Raw genomic sequence first — 20,544 nt, forward strand, 5'->3', positions numbered from 1 at the left:
ATGGCCGACGCGAAAAAAATGAATCCCCTCCTGAAGCTGGCATTGGAGGTCGGCCCCGTCGCCGTCTATTTCTACGCCTATCGCCGCTTTGCGGACGGGGTGACATATGGCGGAACCGAATATTCGGGCGTCGTCGCGGCGACGGCTGTTTTCGTGCCGCTGATCCTGCTGTCGCTGGTCATCAGCTGGATCCTGACGCGCACCTTGCCGCGCATGGCGGTGTTTACGGCGATCATCGTCGTTGTTTTCGGCGGGCTGACGATCTGGCTGAACGACGACGTGTTTACCAAGATGCGCCCGACGGTGGTCTACGGCCTGTTCGCCTTCGTGCTGGGAACCGGTCTGTGGCTGCAGGGGCGCAGCTATCTGCGCTATCTGATGGGGGAGGTCATGCCCCTGACCGAGGAAGGGTGGATGCTGTTCACGCGCAATTGGGTGTTCTTCTTCGCCGCGATGGCCGTGTTCAACGAGTTCACCTGGCGCGTTCTGGGTGAGGAAGCGTGGATCTGGCTCGACACGTTCGGGCAGATGATCCTGACGTTCGTTTTCCTCGCCACACAACTCCCCATATTGACCCGGCACGCAATCGAGGATGAGGACCAAGGCTGAAACGGCACCTCAGCCATGCCTGCTTTGTATGCGACATGACTGCCGCAACCTGTAGAGTGCGCGGATGATCTTCCTTCGTGGCATCTTCCTCAAAATCGCGTCGGTCGCGGTGTTCGTGTGCATGTCCGCAATCGTGAAGGCCGTGTCCGACACCGTTCCCGCGGGTGAGACGGTCTTTTTCCGCTCGATTTTCGCGGTGCCGGTGATTCTGGGGTGGCTGTTGCTGCAGCATGACAACCTGCGCGATGGGCTGAAGACGGCGAATCCGATGTCGCATCTGTGGCGGGGCGTGGTGGGCACAACCGCAATGGCGCTGACGTTCACGGGTCTGGGCCTGCTGCCCTTGCCCGAAGTTACCGCCATCGGCTATGCCGCGCCGCTGTTCGCGGTGATCCTGGCCGCGATGTTTCTGGGTGAGCAGGTGCGTCTGGTTCGACTGGCTGCGGTGTTCATGGGGCTGATCGGCGTTGGCATCGTTCTGTCGCCACGCCTGACGACGCTCAATTCCGACGGACTGACCGATGCGGAGACGCTGGGCGCGGTGATCGTCCTTGCCTCCGCCGTGTTTGTGGCGCTGGCGCATGTGTTTATCCGCAAGCTGGTCGCGACGGAGAAGACGACCGCGATCACGTTCTGGTTTTCCATAACCGCCAGCGTGCTGTCGCTGATGACGCTGCCGTTCGGCTGGGTTCTGCCGGGCCCGGTGACGTTCGGGCTGCTGGTCGGGGCGGGGTTGCTGGGCGGTGTCGGGCAAATCCTGCTGACCTCGGCCTATCGCTACGCGCCCACGGCGGTGATCGCGCCGTTCGACTATGCCTCGATGATCTTCGCGTTGATTCTGGGATACGGTTTGTTTGGTGAGGTGCCGACGGGCAGGATGCTGATCGGCGCGGCCATTGTCGTGGCCGCGGGCCTGCTGATTATCTGGCGCGAGCAGATGCTGGGGATCTCGCGCAAGGAGCAGCGGCGCGCGCAAACACCGCAAGGCTAGGCTTGCCCGCGCGGCCCCGGCCCGCTACCCCTCCGCCAACGGAGGGTGCCATGCTGATCTACAAGATTTTCCGACAGGCCGAATGGGACGCGTTGCGCGCCACAGGCGAAACCGCCGGTGCGCCGATCGACCTGAGCGACGGCTATATCCACTTTTCCACAGCTGAAACCGTGCGTGAAACGGCGGCGAAGCACTTTGCCGGGGCGGATGGCCTGATCCTCGCCGTGGTGGACAGCGACCGGATCGCGGATGCCCTGAAATGGGAGGTCAGCCGTGGCGGGGCGGAGTTTCCGCACCTTTACCGACGACTGGCACTGAGCGAGGTTCACGCGCACGCCCCGCTGCCCCTGCGGGACGGTGCGCATGTCTTTCCGGAGGGGATCGCGTGATCGAACGTGCGGGCCTGACCCTGCTGCACCGGATCGATCCGGAGCGGGCGCACCGCATCGCCATCCACGCCCTGCGCGCGGGACTCGTGCCGCGTCCCGGTCCTGTTACCCCCCCCCGTCTAGCCACGCAAATCGCGGGGCTCGACCTGCCGAACCCCCTGGGCCTCGCCGCCGGGTTCGACAAGAACGCCGAGGCCGTCGACCCCCTGTTGATGAGCGGTCTGGGCTTCGTCGAGGTCGGCGCCGCCACCCCGCGCGCCCAGCCCGGCAATCCAAAACCACGCCTGTTCCGGTTGAGCGAGGACCGCGCGGTCATCAACCGTTTCGGGTTCAACAATGACGGGATGCAGGCGATCACCGCGCGCTTGCAGGCGCGCAAGCGTCCCGGCGTGGTCGGCCTGAATCTCGGCGCGAACAAGGACAGCGACGACCGGGCCGAGGATTTCGCCCGCGTCCTGACCCATGCGGGGCCGTTCATCGACTTCGCCACGGTCAACGTCTCCTCCCCCAACACGGAGAAGCTGCGCGATCTGCAAGGCGCGCAGGCGCTGGCCAGCCTGCTGGACGGTGTAATGGTGGCCCGCGACGCGCTGGCCCGACCGGTTCCCGTCTTCCTCAAGATCGCGCCTGACATGGACGCCGCCGCGCTGACCGAGCTATGCGACGTGGCGGTTTCGGCGCAAGTCGATGCCATCGTCGCCACGAACACGACATTGCGCCGCGACGGGCTGCACGGCCCCCATGCGGGCGAGGGCGGAGGGCTGTCCGGGGCACCTCTACGCGATCTGGCGCAGCAGGTGCTGACGGATGTCTATCGCCTGACGCAGGGCAAGGTGCCGCTGATCGGGGTCGGCGGCATCGCCAGCGGGGCGGATGCCTATGCCCGCATTCGCGCAGGGGCCACGGCGCTGCAGCTTTATTCCGCGCTGGTCTATGGCGGCATGGGCCTGATCGCCACGATCCTGCACGATCTGGACGCGCTGCTGGAGCGGGACGGCTTCGCATCGGTCGCGGATGCGGTCGGGGTGGATGCGGTGAGGCCGGATGCCTGAGGCCACCGCGACATCGCCGCGCTTGCGCCTCTGGGGCGGCGTGGATAAGTCGTTCGCATGAACATCTGGGAATTTGCCAACCCCGCGCGGTTCACGCGCCTCGTCAGTCGTGTCCTGCCTTGGGTGGCGGGGGGGGCGGCGCTCTGCCTTACCGTGGGGTTGATCTGGGGGTTCTATTTCACCCCTGACGATTTCCGACAGGGCTCGACCGTCAAGATCATCTATATCCATGTGCCAGCCGCCTTTGTCGCGATCAATGCTTGGCTCATGATGTTCGTGATGTCGCTGATCTGGCTGATCCGGCGGCACCATGTCAGCGCGCTGGCCGCCCGCGCCGCCGCCCCCATCGGGGCCGTGATGACGCTGGTGGCCCTGCTGACCGGCGCAATCTGGGGGCAGCCGATGTGGGGCACGTGGTGGGAATGGGATCCCAGGCTGACCTCGTTCCTGATCCTGTTCGTGTTCTACCTCGGCTATATCGCGCTGTGGCAAGCGGTGGATGAGCCGGACACCGCAGCCGATCTGACCGCGATCCTGTGTCTGGTCGGCTCCGTCTTTGCGCTGCTGTCGCGCTATGCCGTGCTGATCTGGAATCAGGGTCTGCATCAGGGCGCTTCGCTGAGCCTGGACAGGGAGGAGAACGTCGCGGACGTCTTCTACCAGCCGCTGTTGCTGTCGCTGGCGGGGTTCGTGTTGCTGTTCGTAGCGCTGGTCCTGTTGCGCACCCGGACCGAGATTCGCGCCCGCCGCCTGCGCGCGCTGATGCTACGTGAGGTGGCCTGATGCTGGGACAATATGCACCGTTTGTGCTGGGCGCCTATGCCGTGACCTTCGTTCTGGTGGGGGGCCTGATCGTGCAATCCGTCCTGCGCTCCGCCCGCGTACGTGCAGCCCTCAGCAAGGTGGAGCGCAAGAATGGCCGGTAAAAACCTTTCCCCCATCCTGATCGTGCCGGTGCTGGCCGCCGCCGTGCTGGGAACCTTCCTGTGGGCGATGCTGCGCGACAATCCTGATGAGCTGCCTTCGCAATTCATCGCGCAGACCGCCCCCCCGCTGGATGTCGAGCCGTTCGAGGGCACCCTGCCGGATCTGGGGGGGGAGGTCATGCTGGTGAATTTCTGGGCCAGTTGGTGCGGCCCCTGCCGGATCGAGCATCCCGTGCTGATGGATCTGGCGGCGGAGGGGATCCCCATCGTCGGCATCAACTATAAGGACGATCCCGCGAACGCTCGTGCATTCCTCGACGAACTGGGCGATCCATATGAGGCGATCGGTGCCGACAGCACGGGGCGCACCGGCATTGACTGGGGGCTGTACGGGGTGCCCGAAACCTTCGTCATCGACGCGGAGGGGCGGATCGTGCTGCGTTTCCCCGGTCCGGTCACGGCCTCCGCGCTGGCCACGCGCGTGCGCCCCGCGATCGAGGCTGCGCGTTAGTCGGGCCTAGGCCGGGATCGCGCCCAGATCAGGCTCCAGCCAGCCAAGCTGCCGCCGCATCGCGGCCCGCGCCAGTTTCAGCGTCATCGCCTTGCGCCGTGCACCGGGCATCTTTTCAAGCGGGGCGTCGCGCACGATTGCGGCATCGAACCGGTCCGCGATCATCAGGCCGGTATCTTCGGGCAGAACCTCGACCGGGAAATCCTGCGGCACGGCCCAGAAGAATCGGTCGCACCATTCCAGGTAGTTTTGCCATTTCGCATCCGACCTGAAATCGCCCAGAGAGCTCTTGCACTCCACGATCCAGATCTCGCCCTTCGCCGTCAGCCCGATCACATCAACGCGCAAGCCGCGCACCGGCGTGAATTCCGTCAGCGCGGTCATGTCTAGCGTGTCGAGATGCCGCCACACGCCGCGTGCAATCTCGAATCCGGGAGCCATGCTGTCTGTCATGCGTCCATTGGAACGTACGGGGAACGCGCCGTCAATGTCAGAGTCGACACCCCTTGCATCCTGCAGTGATCGGCATACCTTGTGTCCCGGCGGGTGCTGTTCTTCGCGTGAGGGCTCTACATTCACGAGGCCTTACTTTTTCTTGAGGGAACTGGCTCTGCGACTGGTCCTGGCCTATCGCACCTGGTGCCCACCTGGTTTTCCAGGTCCCGAGAATAAGTTGCCCAACGGTTGCTACGGGCCCGCCACTTGATTCCCTGCGGTTTGCGACGTTAGCGTCGCGGGATGACCGACACCAAATCCGACCTTAGAAAACGCGCCTTCGCGGCACGCAAGGCTGCTCATGCCGCGGGCCAGGGGGCAGGGCAGGGGAACGCGACGTCTCATCTGCTGGCGGAGGTTCTGCGCCAGCCCCCCGGGATCGTCGCCGCCTACATGCCCATCCGGACGGAGATCGACCCGCTGCCTGCCATGCGCACGCTGGCCGAGCAGGGGCACACGCTGTGCGTGCCGGTCATCAGGGCCAAGGCCGCGCCGCTGCAATTTCACGTCTGGACGCCGCGCGGGGTGATGATTTCCGGCCCGTTCGGGGCGCTGGTGCCCGAAACGGGTCAGGGGGTGCAGCCCGATACGCTGATCGTGCCGCTCGTCGCCTTCGACGATGCGGGGCACCGGTTGGGCTATGGCGGCGGGTTCTATGACCGCACCTTGCAGAAGCTGCGGGCGATGAAACCCGTCCGCGCCATCGGTTTCGCGTATGCGGCCCAGCGGATGCCATTGATCGTCGAATCCACGGATCAGCCGCTGGACGTGATCGTGACCGAGCATGGCTCCCTTGCGCCGTCGGCCGTCAAAGGCTAATCCGGCACCATGCGTATTCTGTTTCTTGGCGATGTCATGGGCCGCTCCGGCCGCCGCGCGATCAGCGAGGGCCTCGCCGACCTTCGCGCGCGCCTGAAAACCGATTTCGTCGTCGTGAACGGTGAGAACGCTTCGGGCGGTATGGGCCTGACCGGCGCGCATGCGAACCTGCTGTTCGAGGCAGGGGCGGATTGCGTCACGCTGGGCGATCACGCCTTCGATCAAAAGGACATGTTGACCCATATCGCGGGCGATGACCGTATCGTGCGCCCGCTGAACTTCGCCAAGGATGCGCCGGGACGCGGCGCGCGGATTTTCGAGGTTAGCCGGGGCCGGTCGATCATGGTGGTGCAGGCATTGGGCCAGGTCTTCATGAAACGTCCCTTCGCTGATCCCTTCTCCGCGTTGGAGGCGGAGTTGAAGCGCGTTCCCATGGGCGCGCGGGTCAACGCCACGCTGGTGGATTTCCATGCCGAGGCCACGTCCGAGAAGATGGCGATGGGCCATTGGTGTGATGGACGGGCCAGCATGGTCGTGGGCACGCATACCCATGTGCCGACCGGCGATGCGCAGATTCTGGGCAAGGGCACCGCCTATATGACCGATGCGGGCATGTGCGGCGATTATGACAGCGTGATCGGTATGGAAAAGGCCGAGCCGATGCGCCGGTTCATCACCGGGATGCAGAAAACCCGATTTACCCCGTCCGACGGGCCCGCGACCCTGTCGGGCTTTTTCGTTGTGACGGATGATCGGACCGGGGCGGCCAAATCCTGCCACCCGATCCGGGTCGGCGGGCGTTTGGGGCAAAGCCTGCCGGAAGCGTCTTCGGACTGATCGTCTTTTCCGCCGTGCACATATTCCCCCACGGGACAGTCGCGCCCCGGCGCACCGATCCCTACTTGAGTGCCACCCCGTGCTGCGCCATTGTCGGCGCAATGCGCTGATGGGGCCGCCAGAATGACCGAATTGATGTCTTTCCACTATGCCGGTGCGATTGCGGGCCTGCTGATCGTCTTCGCGATGTTCGGCCTGTTCCTGTTGGAACGCTGGCCGGTGGAGGTCGTGGCCATGGTCGCGGCCAGCACCATGGTCGTGACCGGATTGGTCGATCAGGACGCGGTTCTGTCGTCGATTGCCAACCCCGCACCGTGGACGATCGCGGCGATGTTCATCCTCAGCGGGGCGCTGGTGCGAACGGGCGCCTTGGCGGCGCTGACCCTGCCGATCGCGGCGCAGGCGGACAAGCGGCCCGTGGTGGTGATAGCCACTCTGGCAGGCTTCACCGTGCTGGCCTCCGCTTTCATGAACAACACGCCGGTCGTGGTGATGCTGATCCCCGTGGTTGTGGGTTTGACCCAACAATTGGGTGTGACCCCGTCCAAGCTGCTGATTCCCCTCAGTTACACGGCCATCCTAGGGGGGCTGCTGACGCTGATCGGCACTTCGACCAACCTTTTGGTGGACGGTGTCGCGCGTGAGGCGGGGATGGCCCCCTTCACCCTGTTCGAGATCACGCCATTGGGCATCGTGCTGGTTGTCGTCGGTCTGATCTACATGCGCATCTTCGGGCCGATCCTGCTGCCCGAGCGTCAGTCGATGGCCGGTTTCCTGACGGATCGCAAAGCGCAGAAATTCTTTACCGAGGTGGCGATCCCGGCGGGTTCGCGCCTTGTCGGGCGCCCCGTGATGGAGGTCGAGCTGTTTCGCCGCGACGGAATGCGGGTGATCGACGTGTTGCGCGGCGATGCCTCTCTGCGGCGCAACTTCCCGGATGTGGAGGTGCGCGGCGGCGACCGTGTGGTGTTGCGCACGGCGGTGAACGAGCTTCTGGGGCTCAAGGAAAGCCCCGACGTGGTCATGGTGGACCGGGCCGACGGGCGAACGATGGTAACGGTCGAGGCGCTGATCTCACCCGGTTGCCGTCTGGTCGGGCGCACGCTGGGTGGGTTGCGTCTGCGACGGCGTTACGGTGTCTATCCGCTGGCGATCCACCGCAGGAACCAGAACCTCGGCCGTCAGATGGACGATGTGGTCGTGCGCGTCGGAGATACCCTGCTGATCGAGGGCGACCCCGAGGATATCCAGCGTCTGGCCCGTGACGTCGATCTGGTCAATCTGGCCCAACCGATCGAGCGGCCGTACCGTCGGACCCATTCCCCCGTCGTGCTGGCCGTGCTGTTCGGTGTCGTTGCGCTGGCGACGTTCGGCATAGCCCCCATTCACATCCTCAGCCTGATCGGCGTTGCCATCGTTCTGGCGGCGCGTGCGATCGACAGCGACGAGGCGATGGACTTCGTGGATGGACGATTGCTGGCGCTGATCTTCTCGATGTTGATTATCGGGCGGGGCCTGCAAGATGCGGGCTCCGTCGATCTGATCGCAAATACGGTCGCCCCCTATCTGGGTCTGCTGCCACCGCCGCTGATGGTGTGGGCGGTCATCCTGATGACTTCGGTTCTGACGGAACTGGTCAGCAATAACGCGGTTGCGGTGGTGGTCACGCCGGTGGCGATCGGGCTGGCGCAGGCGCTGGGCGTCGATCCGCGACCGCTGGTGGTGGGTGTGATGGTGGCGGCCTCAGCCAGTTTTGCCACACCCATCGGCTATCAGACCAACACGCTGGTCTATGGTCCGGGGGGGTATCGGTTTACCGATTTCGTGCGGATCGGGGCGCCGCTCAACCTGCTGATCGGGGCGGTGTCGGCGTTCATCATTCCGCTGCTCTGGCCGCTTTGAGGGCGCGCGAACCGGCACCGTACGCCTTCGCGGAACCGGCCCGCGACCCCTCGCTTGAACACAGGGGCGCGCCTGACCTATAAGGCGCGCAGCATTCATCTTCTGCAATACGGGAGGCCCTTCATGGCCGGCCATTCCAAATGGGCAAACATTCAGCATCGCAAGGGCCGGCAGGACGCCGTGCGCTCCAAGATGTTCTCCAAGTTCTCCAAGGAGATCACCGTCGCGGCCAAGATGGGCGACCCTGATCCCGAAAAGAACCCCCGCCTGCGCCTCGCGGTGAAGGAAGCCAAGTCGCAGTCCATGCCCAAGGACAATATCGACCGCGCCATCAAGAAGGCCATCGGCGGCGATGCGGAGCATTACGATGAGATCCGCTATGAGGGCTACGGCCCCAACGGCGTCGCTATCATCGTCGAGGCGATGACCGACAACAAGAACCGCACCGCGTCCAACGTCCGCTCCACCTTTTCCAAGAACGGCGGAAATCTGGGGGAGACCGGCTCCGTCGGCTTCATGTTCGATCGCAAGGGTGAGATCACCTATAGCGCTGAGGTCGGTGACGCCGACACCGTGATGATGGCCGCGATCGAGGCCGGCGCTGAGGATGTCGAGAGCACCGAGGACGGCCACACCATCTATACCGACGCCAACGACCTGAACGCCGTCTCCACCGCGCTGGAGGCCGCGCTGGGTGAGAGTGAGAGCACCAAGCTGATCTGGAAACCCCAGACCACGACCGAAATGGGACTGGAGGACGCGCAAAAGCTGATGCGCCTGATCGAGGCGCTGGAAGACGACGACGACGTGCAGACCGTCACCGCCAATTTCGACATCTCGGATGAGATCATGGAACAGCTCTGATCCATTCCGCCGGTCCTGTTGTTCGTACAGGACCGGCCGATCGGCCTTCGCTCAGCCGGTGATCCGCGTCAGGTGCCGAAACCGCAGGGCCATCATCGTCACGCTGACGATGCTGGCCAGCAAAATGCCCTGATAGATGCCGATCACGCCCGCTCCGCTACGGATGCCGAACCAGTATCCGGCGGGCACCATCACCAGCCAGTAGCTGACCAGATGCATCGCCGTCGGCACCCAGGTGTCGCCGCGTCCACGGCAGGCATGGCTCAGCACTGACTGGTTGCAGTCGAACACCAGCGCCAGCGTCATCCAGGCCATGACCGGGGCGGCCGCCGCCAGCAGGACCGGATCGGTCGTGAACAGGCGCAGGGCTTGCATCGGAAAGGCTACGTAGATCACCGCGAACAGGCTGGCCAGAAGCGTGGTCAGCCCCAGCCCCGTCCACCCGGCCAGCGCCATGCCCCGCGCGTCGCCGCGCCCCCACGCATTGCCGACGCGCACCTGTGTCGCGGCTGCCAGCCCGAACGCCATCATGAAGGTCAGCGCCAGGAACTGGAACACCACCGCCTGCACGGCCAGCGCCATGGTGCCCAACCAGCCCACGAACAGCGTCATCATCACGAAGGCCCCGGCCTCGAAGCTGAACGACAGGCCTGCACCGTATCCGATGCGCCGCTGCTCCGCCGCCGTGGGGGCGTTGGGGGACACCTGACCGATGCCATAGCGGGCGCGATCCGGCAGGCGGTGACGGGTATAGAGCCACAGGCCCGCCGCCAGCAGGGCGGAGTTGATGACAGTCGCCAGCGCGGCCCCTTCGGCCCCCATCTGAGGGAACGGCCCGATACCGTGGACCAGCAGGATGTTCAGCCCCAGATTCGAGATATTCGCCAGCGCCACCGCGAACATGCCCACCATCGGACGGTGAAGCGATTCCAGAAAGGTGGTGGTGGCAAAGTAGATCGCAACGAAGGGCAGCGCCAACGCCACCAACCGCGTCACCGATCCCGCACTGGCCGCGCGCGCAGGCGTCTGTCCCAGCAGGGCAAACAGTTGAGGCGAGAATTGCAGCAGCACGGCCAGCGCGCAGCCGATCAAGGCGCCATAGACCACGCCGCGCCACCAGATCGTGCCGGCCACATGGTCCAACCCCGCACCCGTGCTGCGTGCGGTCAGAACCCCGATGCCCATGGTCAGCCCGCCCATTGTGGCGAGCAGACTGTCATATATCGACAGGCCCAGCGTATAATCGGCAAGCTCCTCGGCCCCCGCACGGCCCAGCACCATCACGTCCGCCGTGGTCAGGCCGACCAGCCCCATCCGCGCCAGCATCACGGGCCAGGCGAGGATCAGGGTCCGCCGAATGTGATCGGCAATGGTGTGATTTGGCAGGGTCGCATCGGTCATCCGTCCCGATACACCCGCCGCATGTCTGCGCCAAGTGCGCGGTTGTACCGGCGCGATTCGGGCGGGGTACTCCTGATCAGACCTCAATCAGATCCCCCGATCAGGCCAGAATGATCAGGCCAGAATGATTGCCCCCGAACGATCAGCTCTGGGCACCCTCAACGTGATCCTTGAAATCCTCGAAGAACTTGTCCGCCATCTTCTTGGCGAAACCGTCCACAATGCGTGAGCCGAGCTGCGCCAGCTTGCCGCCGACCTTCGCGTCAACGGTATAGGCCAATTCCGTGCCCTCGGGGGTTTCGCTCAGCGCAACGGCCGCCTGACCCTTGGCGAAGCCCGCCGCGCCGCCCTTGCCCTCACCCACGATGCGATAGCTTTCGGGCGCGTTCACATCCTCCAGCGTCACGGCACCCTTGAAGGTCGCCTTTACCGGGCCGACCTTCTGCACGACAGTCGCCTCGAAGCCGTCATCAGCTGAACCGGACAGTTCCTGACAGCCGGGAATGCAGGCCTGCAACGTCTCGGGATCGTTGAGTGCGGCCCACACGGTCGCGCGATCCGCGGCGATCAGGCGGGTGCCGGTAAGTTCCATGGCGTATCTCCCTTAACAGTTTGCGCGAACAGTTTGCGCGAATCCTAGGCGCGCATCGCGATCACCGCAACGGCCGTTCAATCCAGCGCATAGGGCAGGCTTCCCCGCTGGTCGGGATCAATGCGGACGGGGCGTTCCAGCGGCGGCACGGCGCGTTGATGGCATTGAATGCGCGGGCAGATCCGGCACGAGACGCCGATCGGTTCGAATGATGGCGCGCCATCGACCATACCGTCCGCATAGACCAGCTCGGACGCATGCGCGATCTCGCAGCCCAGCCCGATGGCTTGCCGGCGGACGGGCGCGTCGAAGCTGCCACCGCGTTTTGACACGTCACGCGAAAGGCAGAAATAGCGCACGCCGTCGGGGGTTTCGGCAAGTTGCCGCAGGAATCTGTCGGGCCGTTCAAACGCGGTATGGACGTTCCACAACGGGCAGGCACCGCCGAACCGTGCGAATTGCAGATGCGTCGCGGAATGGCGCTTGGTGATCGTTCCCGATGGGTCCACCCGCACGAAGAAGAACGGCACCCCCCGCGCGCCCGGTCGTTGCAGGGTGGACAGACGGTGCGCCACCTGTTCGATCGATGCGCCGAAGTCCCTCGCCAAACGCTCCAGATCGTGCCGCGCGTCGCGGGCGGCCTTTGCAAACCGGGTGTAGGGCATCTGCGCCGCTCCGGCGAAATAGTTCGCCAGACCCACCCGTGCGATGGCGCGTGCGCCCTCCGAGGTGAACCGCGCCAGATCCAGCGTGGCGTCGATCAGCTCCCCATGGGCGATCATGCCGATCTGATGCAGGGCCTGAAACACCTGGGTCTGCACGCTCACCGAATCCGACAGGGTCAGCACCGTGCCATCGAAGTGACGCACCGGCCCGCCCGACACGCGCCGCAAGGTCATGCCTTTATCCGCCATCCAGATCGTCAGGTCGTCCATGATGTCACGCCCGGTCAGGTTGCGGCTGGCAAATCCCTCCGCCGCGCGGTCGATTGCGTCGATGTAATTGTCGCAATAGTGGAAGAAGTCGCGGACCTCCTCCCACGGTTGCGGGACCAGCCCGGTATGGGCGAGCTTCTCATCCAGCGTGGCGAGACGCTCGGTCGTTTCCTTGTGCTGCCGATGCAGTTTGAGAAAGGCCCGCGCCAATGCGGGTGCATTGCTGGCGGTCAGTGTCAGATCCGCCTGTGGAACGTCGTCGAATTCGGGGTCGGCCAGGGCCTCACGCATGTCGGTGGCGATGCGCTCGGCCTCACCGGCCTCCAATGTCGTGATGTCATAGGCGAATTCACGGGCCAGCGCCAACAGGACGGAGGAGGCGACGGGCCTGTGATTGTTCTCCATCTGGTTGAGATAGCTGAGCGAGACGCCCAGACGCGCGGCGAATGCCTTTTGCGTCAGCTCATGCGTCCTGCGCAATTCGCGGAGTTTCGCCCCGGCATAGAGTTTCGTGCGCGCCATCTTACCTTATCCGGTTTGCAAATTCGCAATTCGCAGTGTGGATATCAGATAAACTATGCAAATCCACGTGATTTTGGTTTCAAGCTGGCCTTCGCCCGGCTAGTCTGAGGGCAAATCAGGCTTGCGGAGGGCCCCGTGAAGGACATTCTCGATCAACTCGAACAACGCCGTGCAGATGCCCGCCTTGGGGGCGGTCAGGCGCGGATCGACCGGCAGCACCAGAATGGGAAGCTGACGGCGCGCGAACGTCTGGACGTGCTGCTCGATCCGGGCAGCTTCGAGGAATACGACATGTTTGTCGCGCATCGCGCGGTCGATTTCGGGATGGAGCAGCAAAAATACCCCGGCGACGGCGTCGTCACCGGCTGGGGCACGATCAATGGACGGCAGGTCTATGTGTTCAGTCAGGATTTCACTGTCCTCGGCGGCTCCCTGTCCGAAACCCACGCGCAGAAGATTTGCAAGATCATGGACATGGCGCTGCAAAACGGCGCTCCTGTGATCGGTCTGAACGATTCGGGCGGCGCGCGTATTCAGGAGGGGGTCGCCTCCCTCGCCGGATATGCCGAGGTGTTCCAGCGCAATATCGAGGCCTCGGGCGTCATCCCGCAGATCTCCGTCATCATGGGGCCGTGCGCGGGCGGGGCGGTGTATTCCCCCGCGATGACCGACTTCATCTTCATGGTGCGCGACAGCTCCTACATGTTCGTGACCGGTCCCGATGTGGTGAAGACTGTGACGAATGAGACGGTAACGTCCGAGGAACTGGGCGGCGCGTCCGCCCACACGACCAAGTCCTCCGTTGCCGATGCCGCGTATGAGAACGACGTGGAGGCCCTAGCCGAGGTGCGCCGTCTGGTGGATATGCTGCCGTTGAGCAACCGCGAAAAACCGCCCGTCCGTCCCTCCTTCGACGATGCGGACCGGGGGGATTATAGCCTCGACACGTTGATTCCCGACAACGCGAACACCCCCTACGACATGAAGGAACTCATCACGAAAATCGCGGACGAGGGCGATTTTTTCGAGATGCAGGCCGCCTATGCCAAGAACATCCTGACCGGTTTCATCCGGTTGGAGGGGCGCACCGTCGGCGTTGTCGCGAACCAGCCGATGGTGCTGGCCGGGTGCCTCGACATCGCGGCCAGCCGCAAGGCCGCGCGGTTCGTGCGTTTCTGCGACTGTTTCGAGATTCCGCTGCTGACACTGGTGGACGTGCCCGGCTTCCTGCCCGGCACCTCGCAGGAATGGAACGGCGTCATCAAGCACGGCGCGAAACTGCTGTTCGCCTATGGTGAGGCGACGGTACCCAAGGTGACGGTCATCACGCGCAAGGCCTATGGCGGTGCCTATGACGTGATGGCGTCCAAGCATATCAAGGCCGACGTGAACTATGCCTGGCCCACGGCAGAAATCGCCGTGATGGGCGCGAAGGGCGCGGTCGAGATCATCTATCGCAACGAACTGGGCGATCCGGACAAGATCGCGGCGCGCACCGCCGATTACGAACAGGCCTTCGCCAATCCGTTCAAGGCGGCCGAGAAGGGCTTCATCGATGAGGTGATCTTGCCCCACTCCACCCGCCGCCGCCTGACCCGCGCCTTTGCCTCGCTGCGCAACAAGAAACAGGCGCTGCCTTGGAAAAAGCACGACAACATTCCACTCTGATAGAAACCTACGTTTCGAAAGGAGGACAGGACCATGACCAAGGACCACGGAAAATCCATCAAGGACGATGAGAAATACGAGGCGCTGCGCGACGAGGGCTATTCCAAGTCCAAGGCCGCCGCGATCGCCAATGCGGGCGATTCCGCCTCTGAAAAGGGTGGTTCCAACCCGCCTTATGAGGAGTGGACGAAAGAGGAGTTGTACGATCGGGCACAGGAGCTCGACATCGAGGGGCGCTCGGACATGAGCAAGGACGAATTGATCGAGGCCTTGCGCAAGTGAGCCGGAGGGGCTGGCATATGGATCGCGGCGTGGACGTCCTGACGCTGGCCCGCCAACGCCCCGCCCGGTTCGATGTGGCGGCGCGCGCCAGTTTCCCACCGCTTCGGCGCGGGCGGCTGGCGCATCTGATCCGGCAGGACCTGTGGCGGGCATTGCAATCGCTGCGGGGCTTTTCGCCGGTGGTGCGGATCGCGACGGTGCCCGGCGGGCTGATGGTGACGGCAGGGGGCCGCGTGGCTGGCCCTGTCGCCCCGAACGTGCAGCGCCGCATCGCCGCCCTGTTGGACGATCCTGAACGTCGCGCCCGCTGGATCACGAACGCGCGTCTTGGCGACCCCGCCCCCTAGACGGCAGATATTCCGCGCGACCCGATGGGGTGATCGCGCGGTGGCATTGGAGAGAGACGAGAGATGAAGACGCTTTTCACCCTTCTGCTGCTCACGGCCCCCATCGCCGTGCCCGCATGCAAGGTCGATGCGATCCGGGCGGCGGTGCGATGACTCCGACGATATCCAGTATAGGACGCATTAAACTGCTGTGGAACGGTTCGCCTGCGCAGACGTTTTTCCCTGAGACATGTAGTTTCACAGGGTCAAAATCATGTACGCACGCCGTGTCATCGTCCTGTCGGGTTCGACAGATCAAAAGATCGGTGCCATTCCAAGTGTGGGCCCTGCCAGCGACTGATTGCAATCGGGGCGCTGCGCGGCCTCGATGCGCATCGCCTCTTCATCAAGCCCTTAATGGGGCTGACAGGAGGATAGAATGTCCATTTCTAAAATGCTCAGCGCAGGAGCCGTCGGTTTCCTGCTTCTCACCAGTGTCGCGGGATGCGAAGTGGCGACGGGTGCGGCAGTCGGCGCAGGTATTGGCGCGGTTGGGGCCGAAGCAACCGGTAACGACGTCGAGGACGGTGCAGCCGTCGGCGGCCTGGTTGGCGCCGGGGTTGGCGCGGCCAACTGATTGGCGGGCATCCCCCCGTCTGAGGGGGATGCAATGCTGAAACATCGCGGCTTTCCGGGCCGTTTGCGCGGCACGGACTACCAATTCACGATTCGCCGTGCCGCCACGAAGGGCATCACGGAGATCAAGGTGCGGGAGCGGTATCGCGACCGCCGTAAACCTGATCTGGAGGCGGACGAGGGGTTCCTTGCCGCCCTGATCGAAGCGTTTGGCGATGAACCGTTCGAGCGTGGCAATCTGGATGCAGGTCGCCTGTCCTGGCTATTCGGTCGGGAGGTGGTTCCCGCCGAGGAACCGTTCGACGCTGCCTCCTACGAAGCCTTGTTGCGGGTGGACATGGATGTCGCCCGCCGCAACTTTCCCGATATTTTCATCTGATGCGCGCGGGGCTGTTCCTCATGTCGCTGACGCTCGGCGGGTGCACTGTTATATCCGTGGCGGGCGCTGGCATATCTGCGGTCGGCACGGGCATCAGCGTGGCGGCGGATGTCGGTTCCGCAGCCGTCGGCGCCATTGTGCCGGGAGGCTAGCTCATGTTTTCGATCCAAATTCTGCGAGGCCCCGTGCTTCGCTTCTTCACACTCTTTCTCACCCTGTCGATGCTGACGGCCTGCACGAGTGCGGGCATCGGCGTGGGGCCGGGTGGGGTAAATCTCAATCTGGGCGGTTCTGTCGGCGGCGTGGGCCTTGGGGCCAGCGTGCCCGTCAAATGATCGCCTGTCCGCAACTCCTGTCTGCCTGAACGAAAGATCTGCTCATGTTCAAGAAAATCCTCATCGCCAACCGGGGCGAGATCGCCTGTCGCGTCATCAAGACCGCCCGCAAGATGGGGATCGCGACCGTCGCGGTCTATTCCGATGCGGATCGTGACGCGCTGCACGTCCAAATGGCGGACGAGGCCGTGCATATTGGACCGCCGCCAGCCAATCAGTCCTATATCGTGATCGACAAGATCATGGAGGCGATCCGCCAGACCGGGGCGGAGGCCGTGCATCCCGGCTATGGCTTCCTGTCCGAACGCGCCGAATTTGCCGAGGCGCTGGCCGCCGCAAACGTCGCCTTTATCGGCCCGCCCGTCGGCGCGATCGAGGCGATGGGCGACAAGATCACATCCAAGAAACTGGCGGCGGAGGCCGGCGTTTCCACCGTTCCCGGCTATATGGGCCTGATCGACGATGCCGAACACGCCGCGAAAATCGCGGGCGAGGTCGGCTATCCGGTGATGATCAAGGCATCCGCGGGCGGCGGCGGCAAGGGGATGCGCATTGCTTGGAACGACGACGAGGCCCGTGAAGGTTTTGCCTTGTCCAAATCGGAGGCGGCAAATTCCTTCGGTGACGACCGCATCTTCATCGAGAAATTCGTGACCCAGCCCCGCCATATCGAAATACAGGTGCTGGGCGACAAGCATGGCAACTGCATCTATCTGGGTGAGCGTGAATGTTCCATTCAGCGCCGCAACCAGAAGGTCATCGAGGAAGCCCCCTCGCCCTTCCTGGACGAGTCCACGCGCAAGGCGATGGGTGAGCAATCCGTCGCGTTGGCCAAGGCGGTGGATTACTGCTCCGCTGGCACCGTCGAATTCATCGTCGATGGCGACCGCAATTTTTACTTCCTGGAAATGAACACCCGCTTGCAGGTGGAACATCCCGTGACGGAGCTGATTACCGGCGTCGATCTGGTCGAACAGATGATCCGCGTCGCCTATGGCGAGCATCTGGAAATCCAGCAGGACGACGTGAAGCTGGACGGATGGGCCATCGAAAGCCGCCTTTATGCCGAGGATCCGTTCCGCAACTTCCTGCCCTCCATCGGGCGTTTGACCCGCTACCGCCCCCCGCAGGAGGTCGAGCGGCGCGTGCGCAATGATACCGGCGTCTATGAGGGCGGTGAGATCAGCCGCTTTTACGATCCGATGATTGCCAAGCTGTGTTCCTGGGGCGCGACCCGTGAGGCCGCGATCGAGGAGATGCGCGGCGCGCTCGACCGGTTCGAGGTGGATGGCATCGGTCACAACCTGCCTTTCCTGTCCGCCGTGATGGATCACCCGCGTTTCGTTTCGGGCAATATCACCACCGCCTTTATCGAGGAGGAATACCCCGAGGGGTTCGAGGGCGCGGCCCTGGCCGATACCGACGCAACCCGCCTGTCCGCCGTCGCCGCGGCCTGTCATCTGGTGCGCCAGCGGCGCGCGGGGCAGGTGTCCGGCGCGATGGAGGGACGCGAATACAAACCCGGTGCGGACTGGGTGGTGCAGATGTCGGGCGACAGCCGCCCCGTCACCGTCACCGATGCGGGCGATTGGTTGTTCAAGGTGACCATCGACGGCGCGACCCTGACCATTGACCTGACGAAATGGCGTCCCGGCGATGTGATGATCGACGCTGCGGTCGATGGTGTGCCCATGCCGCTGAAGGTCACGCGGATCACCGACGGCTATCGCATCGCGTGGCGCGGTGCCTCTCGCAAGGTCTTCATCCGCTCGCCCCGGGTGGCCGAGCTTGCGGCGCTGATGCCCGAGAAGCTGCCGCCTGATACGTCCAAGATGCTGCTGTGCCCCATGCCCGGTCTGGTCATGTCCATCGCCGTGGCCGAGGGCGATGAGGTGCAGGAGGGGCAGGCGCTTTGCACCGTCGAGGCCATGAAGATGGAGAATGTCCTGCGGGCTGAGCGCAAGGGAATTGTTTCCGCCATCAAGGCCGAACCGGGTGACAGCCTTGCCGTGGATGCCGTCATCATGGAATTCGAGTGACGTGACCGGCGCGACACCGCATATCCCGTCCCCCTCCCGCGCCGCATCAGGTGCGTGGATCGCGGGGGAGTCGGCGGTGTCGCGCCATTTACGGGTGAAGGCCCCTTCAGAAAAAATGTCTGACGCGGCTCAGCCATATGGCCGGCGCGGTGCAGCCACGTCAGATTCGCGTATGTTCGCTAAATGTTCTATTCTGACAGCTTCCCTGAGTCGCCCGGATCGGACCGATGGACCTGCACGTCAGCACGCTGTTTTTCGACATGACCTCCTATTTCGCCTCCGTCTGGCAGGCGGAGGAACCGGGCTTGCGCGGGCATCCCGTCGGAGTGCTGACCACGGATGCACCGGGCGCGGCCCTGATCGCCGCAAGCAGGGAGGCGAAGGCGCTGGGCGTCACGGGCATGATGCGCGCGGCCGAGGCGAGAAAGATTTGCCCCTCCATACAATTCCGGGTGGCGAAACACGATCTGTTCGTGGACTACCATCACCGGATACGCGACGCGGTGGACACCGTCATTCCCATCCATCGCGCGCATTCGGTGGACGAGTTCTCCTGCCTTCTGACCGGATCGCAGCAGGAGCTGAGCCGCGCCCTGTCCATCGGCGCGGATTTGCAGAATGCGATTCTGGAACAGGTCAGCCCCGCCCTGACATGCTCCGTCGGGGTGGCTCCGAACAAGATGCTGGCCAAGGTCGCCGCCGCCCTGCGAAAGCCGGGCCTGGACTGGATGCATCCGTCTGTTTTGCCACAGAAAATCGCGCATCTGCGGCTCAAGGATTTACCGGGCGTGTCCAAGGGCATCCTGCCCCGTCTGGCGGCTGCCGGCATCAACGATGTGACCGCCTTGCACGCCATGTCGCCCAAGGCCGCCCGGCATCTGTGGGGCAATGTGGAGGGGGAACGGTTCGTGCGCCAACTGCAGGGCGAGCATGTGGTCTATCCCGAAACCAAACGGCACAGTCTGGGCCATGGTCAGAACCTGACACCGCAAAACCGCACGCAGGACGCCGCCCGTCTGGTCGCCCGTCGCCTGTTGGTCAAGGCGGCCTCACGTCTGCGTCGGGAGGGGGTTTATGCCCGGTCTCTCCACATCTCCGCCAAGTGCGAGGGGCAGGGGCGCCTGTCCATCGATGGACAGATCGCCCCGACGCAGGACAGTTTCACCCTGCTGCGGATATTCGAACGGTACTGGGCGCAACTGCCGGTGGTGCGCCCCATTGCGGTCAGCGTGATGTTGGGCGGCCTGCAGGTTACGCAGGACGATCCGGGCGATCTGTTCAGTCCGACCCGCGCAGGCGAGCCGACCGGATCGGAGGCGCTGTGCGCCAGTATAGACAAGCTCAACGCCTTGTTTGGGCAGGATACGATCCGCTACGGCGAACTGCCCCCGCAGAAGGTGGCCTATACCGGCGCGAAGATCGCGTTCAACCGGGTGCCGGACCGGTCGGAGTTCCACGAATAGGGCCTGCTCGGTTCGTGGTGGCTCAGTTTGTAGTGGCTCAATTCGTAGTCGGGGGGTCGATTTGCAGCGAATCCCGGCCCCTCAGGGCCCGTTCGGCCTGCAACTCGTCCAGGCGCATCGGCGTCCTGTCGATGACACGGGCCAGTTCGCGCACCGGAACCGGATCGGGCTTGCGGTACTTCACCTCACCATCCTTGCCGATCAGCAGGAACTGGAAGTCGCGGGGGTGGAACCGGTCACGCAGGGCGCTGTCCTGCTCGGTATCCACTATCACCACGACGTCCCGATCCTCCAGATCGCGACGGCCCAAGTCGAATTCGCCAAGCTGTTCAACCACGCGCGGGTCGCGCGGACTGTCCGCGAAGATGATGATGGGGCGTGCCACCCAACGATATTCTGCCAGCGGATCGTCCTGCGCACCGGCTGGCAGTGCGATTGCGATAAGGGCAGCGGTCAACCTTCTGAGCATGAAAGCTCCTTTCAGAATGGAATATAGGCGATTTTTCGCGCAAGGGGAGAGGCCGACATGACGCAAACCCCCGCTATTCGTCGCACCGTATTCCCGCCGTCG

At 64.0% G+C, this 20,544-nt stretch carries 24 protein-coding genes and 1 other RNA gene; 20 read left to right on the forward strand and 5 right to left on the reverse strand.

What is annotated here, in order from left to right:
* The 7 genes from G8E03_RS05705 to G8E03_RS05730 all read left to right on the forward strand — a co-directional run bounded on the left by G8E03_RS05705 (position 1) and on the right by G8E03_RS05730 (position 4,478).
* Entirely contained in the window at positions 1-609 is a 609-nt protein-coding gene (locus tag G8E03_RS05705; protein ID WP_166189618.1) for an inner membrane-spanning protein YciB, read from the forward strand.
* A gap of 64 nt (positions 610-673) precedes the next feature.
* The gene (locus tag G8E03_RS05710) at positions 674-1,600 is read left to right on the forward strand and encodes a DMT family transporter (protein WP_166189620.1); all 927 of its coding nucleotides are present in this window, start codon (positions 674-676) and stop codon (positions 1,598-1,600) included.
* Positions 1,601-1,650: 50 nt separating this feature from the next.
* Positions 1,651-1,989: a DUF952 domain-containing protein gene (locus G8E03_RS17420; RefSeq protein WP_240910433.1), complete on the forward strand. Its 339-nt coding sequence runs from the start codon at positions 1,651-1,653 to the stop codon at positions 1,987-1,989.
* Positions 1,986-3,041 carry a quinone-dependent dihydroorotate dehydrogenase gene (locus tag G8E03_RS05715; RefSeq protein WP_240910434.1) on the forward strand — a complete coding sequence of 352 codons (1,056 nt, stop codon included), beginning with the start codon at positions 1,986-1,988 and terminating at the stop codon, positions 3,039-3,041. Before G8E03_RS17420 ends, G8E03_RS05715 begins: the two co-directional genes overlap by 4 nt.
* Before the next feature lie 57 nt (positions 3,042-3,098).
* Positions 3,099-3,824: a heme ABC transporter permease gene (locus tag G8E03_RS05720; RefSeq protein ID WP_166189624.1), complete on the forward strand. Its 726-nt coding sequence runs from the start codon at positions 3,099-3,101 to the stop codon at positions 3,822-3,824.
* Positions 3,824-3,967, forward strand: coding sequence for a heme exporter protein CcmD (gene ccmD, locus G8E03_RS05725; protein ID WP_166189626.1), 144 nt, complete (start codon positions 3,824-3,826; stop codon positions 3,965-3,967). Before G8E03_RS05720 ends, ccmD begins: the two co-directional genes overlap by 1 nt.
* Entirely contained in the window at positions 3,957-4,478 is a 522-nt protein-coding gene (locus G8E03_RS05730; protein WP_166189628.1) for a DsbE family thiol:disulfide interchange protein, read from the forward strand. The genes ccmD and G8E03_RS05730 overlap by 11 nt, the downstream gene beginning before the upstream one ends.
* A 6-nt stretch (positions 4,479-4,484) precedes the next feature.
* Here G8E03_RS05730 and G8E03_RS05735 read toward each other — a convergent pair whose 3' ends face one another.
* Positions 4,485-4,931, reverse strand: a complete 447-nt coding sequence (locus G8E03_RS05735; RefSeq protein ID WP_166189630.1) for an MmcB family DNA repair protein — start codon at positions 4,929-4,931, stop codon at positions 4,485-4,487.
* 90 nt (positions 4,932-5,021) lie between these two features.
* Between G8E03_RS05735 and ssrS the strand changes: the two genes are divergently transcribed.
* The 5 genes from ssrS (at position 5,022) to G8E03_RS05755 (ending at position 9,395) form a co-directional block, all read left to right on the forward strand.
* A non-coding RNA gene (ssrS, locus tag G8E03_RS17680) (6S RNA) lies at positions 5,022-5,178 on the forward strand.
* 38 nt (positions 5,179-5,216) lie between these two features.
* Positions 5,217-5,792 carry a 5-formyltetrahydrofolate cyclo-ligase gene (locus G8E03_RS05740; RefSeq protein ID WP_166189632.1) on the forward strand — a complete coding sequence of 192 codons (576 nt, stop codon included), beginning with the start codon at positions 5,217-5,219 and terminating at the stop codon, positions 5,790-5,792.
* Between the two features lie 9 nt (positions 5,793-5,801).
* Entirely contained in the window at positions 5,802-6,629 is an 828-nt protein-coding gene (locus G8E03_RS05745) for a TIGR00282 family metallophosphoesterase (protein ID WP_166189634.1), read from the forward strand.
* Positions 6,630-6,752: 123 nt separating this feature from the next.
* A complete protein-coding gene (locus G8E03_RS05750) occupies positions 6,753-8,531 on the forward strand; it encodes an SLC13 family permease (RefSeq protein ID WP_166189636.1) in 1,779 nt (592 codons plus the stop codon).
* A 123-nt stretch (positions 8,532-8,654) separates the two neighbouring features.
* Positions 8,655-9,395 carry a YebC/PmpR family DNA-binding transcriptional regulator gene (locus G8E03_RS05755; RefSeq protein ID WP_166189638.1) on the forward strand — a complete coding sequence of 247 codons (741 nt, stop codon included), beginning with the start codon at positions 8,655-8,657 and terminating at the stop codon, positions 9,393-9,395.
* 51 nt (positions 9,396-9,446) lie between these two features.
* Here G8E03_RS05755 and G8E03_RS05760 read toward each other — a convergent pair whose 3' ends face one another.
* The 3 genes from G8E03_RS05760 to G8E03_RS05770 all read right to left on the reverse strand — a co-directional run bounded on the left by G8E03_RS05760 (position 9,447) and on the right by G8E03_RS05770 (position 12,845).
* Positions 9,447-10,796 carry an MATE family efflux transporter gene (locus G8E03_RS05760; protein WP_205793273.1) on the reverse strand — a complete coding sequence of 450 codons (1,350 nt, stop codon included), beginning with the start codon at positions 10,794-10,796 and terminating at the stop codon, positions 9,447-9,449.
* Between the two features lie 142 nt (positions 10,797-10,938).
* A complete protein-coding gene (locus G8E03_RS05765) occupies positions 10,939-11,388 on the reverse strand; it encodes an SRPBCC family protein (RefSeq protein ID WP_166189642.1) in 450 nt (149 codons plus the stop codon).
* A gap of 77 nt (positions 11,389-11,465) precedes the next feature.
* A complete protein-coding gene (locus tag G8E03_RS05770; RefSeq protein WP_166189645.1) occupies positions 11,466-12,845 on the reverse strand; it encodes a helix-turn-helix domain-containing protein in 1,380 nt (459 codons plus the stop codon).
* A gap of 135 nt (positions 12,846-12,980) precedes the next feature.
* Here G8E03_RS05770 and G8E03_RS05775 point away from each other — a divergent pair, with 135 nt between their 5' ends.
* The 8 genes from G8E03_RS05775 to G8E03_RS05810 all read left to right on the forward strand — a co-directional run bounded on the left by G8E03_RS05775 (position 12,981) and on the right by G8E03_RS05810 (position 19,973).
* Positions 12,981-14,513, forward strand: a complete 1,533-nt coding sequence (locus G8E03_RS05775; RefSeq protein WP_166189646.1) for an acyl-CoA carboxylase subunit beta — start codon at positions 12,981-12,983, stop codon at positions 14,511-14,513.
* 33 nt (positions 14,514-14,546) lie between these two features.
* Positions 14,547-14,795, forward strand: a complete 249-nt coding sequence (locus G8E03_RS05780) for a DUF7218 family protein (protein WP_166189648.1) — start codon at positions 14,547-14,549, stop codon at positions 14,793-14,795.
* Positions 14,796-14,812: 17 nt separating this feature from the next.
* Positions 14,813-15,142 carry a glycosyltransferase family protein gene (locus G8E03_RS05785; RefSeq protein WP_166189651.1) on the forward strand — a complete coding sequence of 110 codons (330 nt, stop codon included), beginning with the start codon at positions 14,813-14,815 and terminating at the stop codon, positions 15,140-15,142.
* A 418-nt stretch (positions 15,143-15,560) separates the two neighbouring features.
* Positions 15,561-15,758, forward strand: a complete 198-nt coding sequence (locus G8E03_RS05790) for a hypothetical protein (RefSeq protein ID WP_166189653.1) — start codon at positions 15,561-15,563, stop codon at positions 15,756-15,758.
* A gap of 33 nt (positions 15,759-15,791) precedes the next feature.
* Positions 15,792-16,136: a hypothetical protein gene (locus tag G8E03_RS05795; RefSeq protein WP_166189655.1), complete on the forward strand. Its 345-nt coding sequence runs from the start codon at positions 15,792-15,794 to the stop codon at positions 16,134-16,136.
* A 155-nt stretch (positions 16,137-16,291) separates the two neighbouring features.
* Complete coding sequence (locus G8E03_RS05800) at positions 16,292-16,471, forward strand: hypothetical protein (protein ID WP_166189658.1); 180 nt, start codon at positions 16,292-16,294, stop codon at positions 16,469-16,471.
* Positions 16,472-16,515: 44 nt separating this feature from the next.
* Positions 16,516-18,510, forward strand: a complete 1,995-nt coding sequence (locus tag G8E03_RS05805; protein WP_166189660.1) for an acetyl-CoA carboxylase biotin carboxylase subunit — start codon at positions 16,516-16,518, stop codon at positions 18,508-18,510.
* A 227-nt stretch (positions 18,511-18,737) separates the two neighbouring features.
* Positions 18,738-19,973, forward strand: coding sequence for a Y-family DNA polymerase (locus tag G8E03_RS05810; protein WP_166189663.1), 1,236 nt, complete (start codon positions 18,738-18,740; stop codon positions 19,971-19,973).
* A gap of 37 nt (positions 19,974-20,010) precedes the next feature.
* Here G8E03_RS05810 and G8E03_RS05815 read toward each other — a convergent pair whose 3' ends face one another.
* Entirely contained in the window at positions 20,011-20,442 is a 432-nt protein-coding gene (locus tag G8E03_RS05815; protein WP_166189665.1) for a DUF4174 domain-containing protein, read from the reverse strand.
* Between the last annotated feature and the right edge of the window lie 102 nt (positions 20,443-20,544).

The sequence above is a fragment of the Pontivivens nitratireducens genome, from assembly GCF_011290545.1.
GTDB lineage: Bacteria > Pseudomonadota > Alphaproteobacteria > Rhodobacterales > Rhodobacteraceae > Pontivivens > Pontivivens nitratireducens.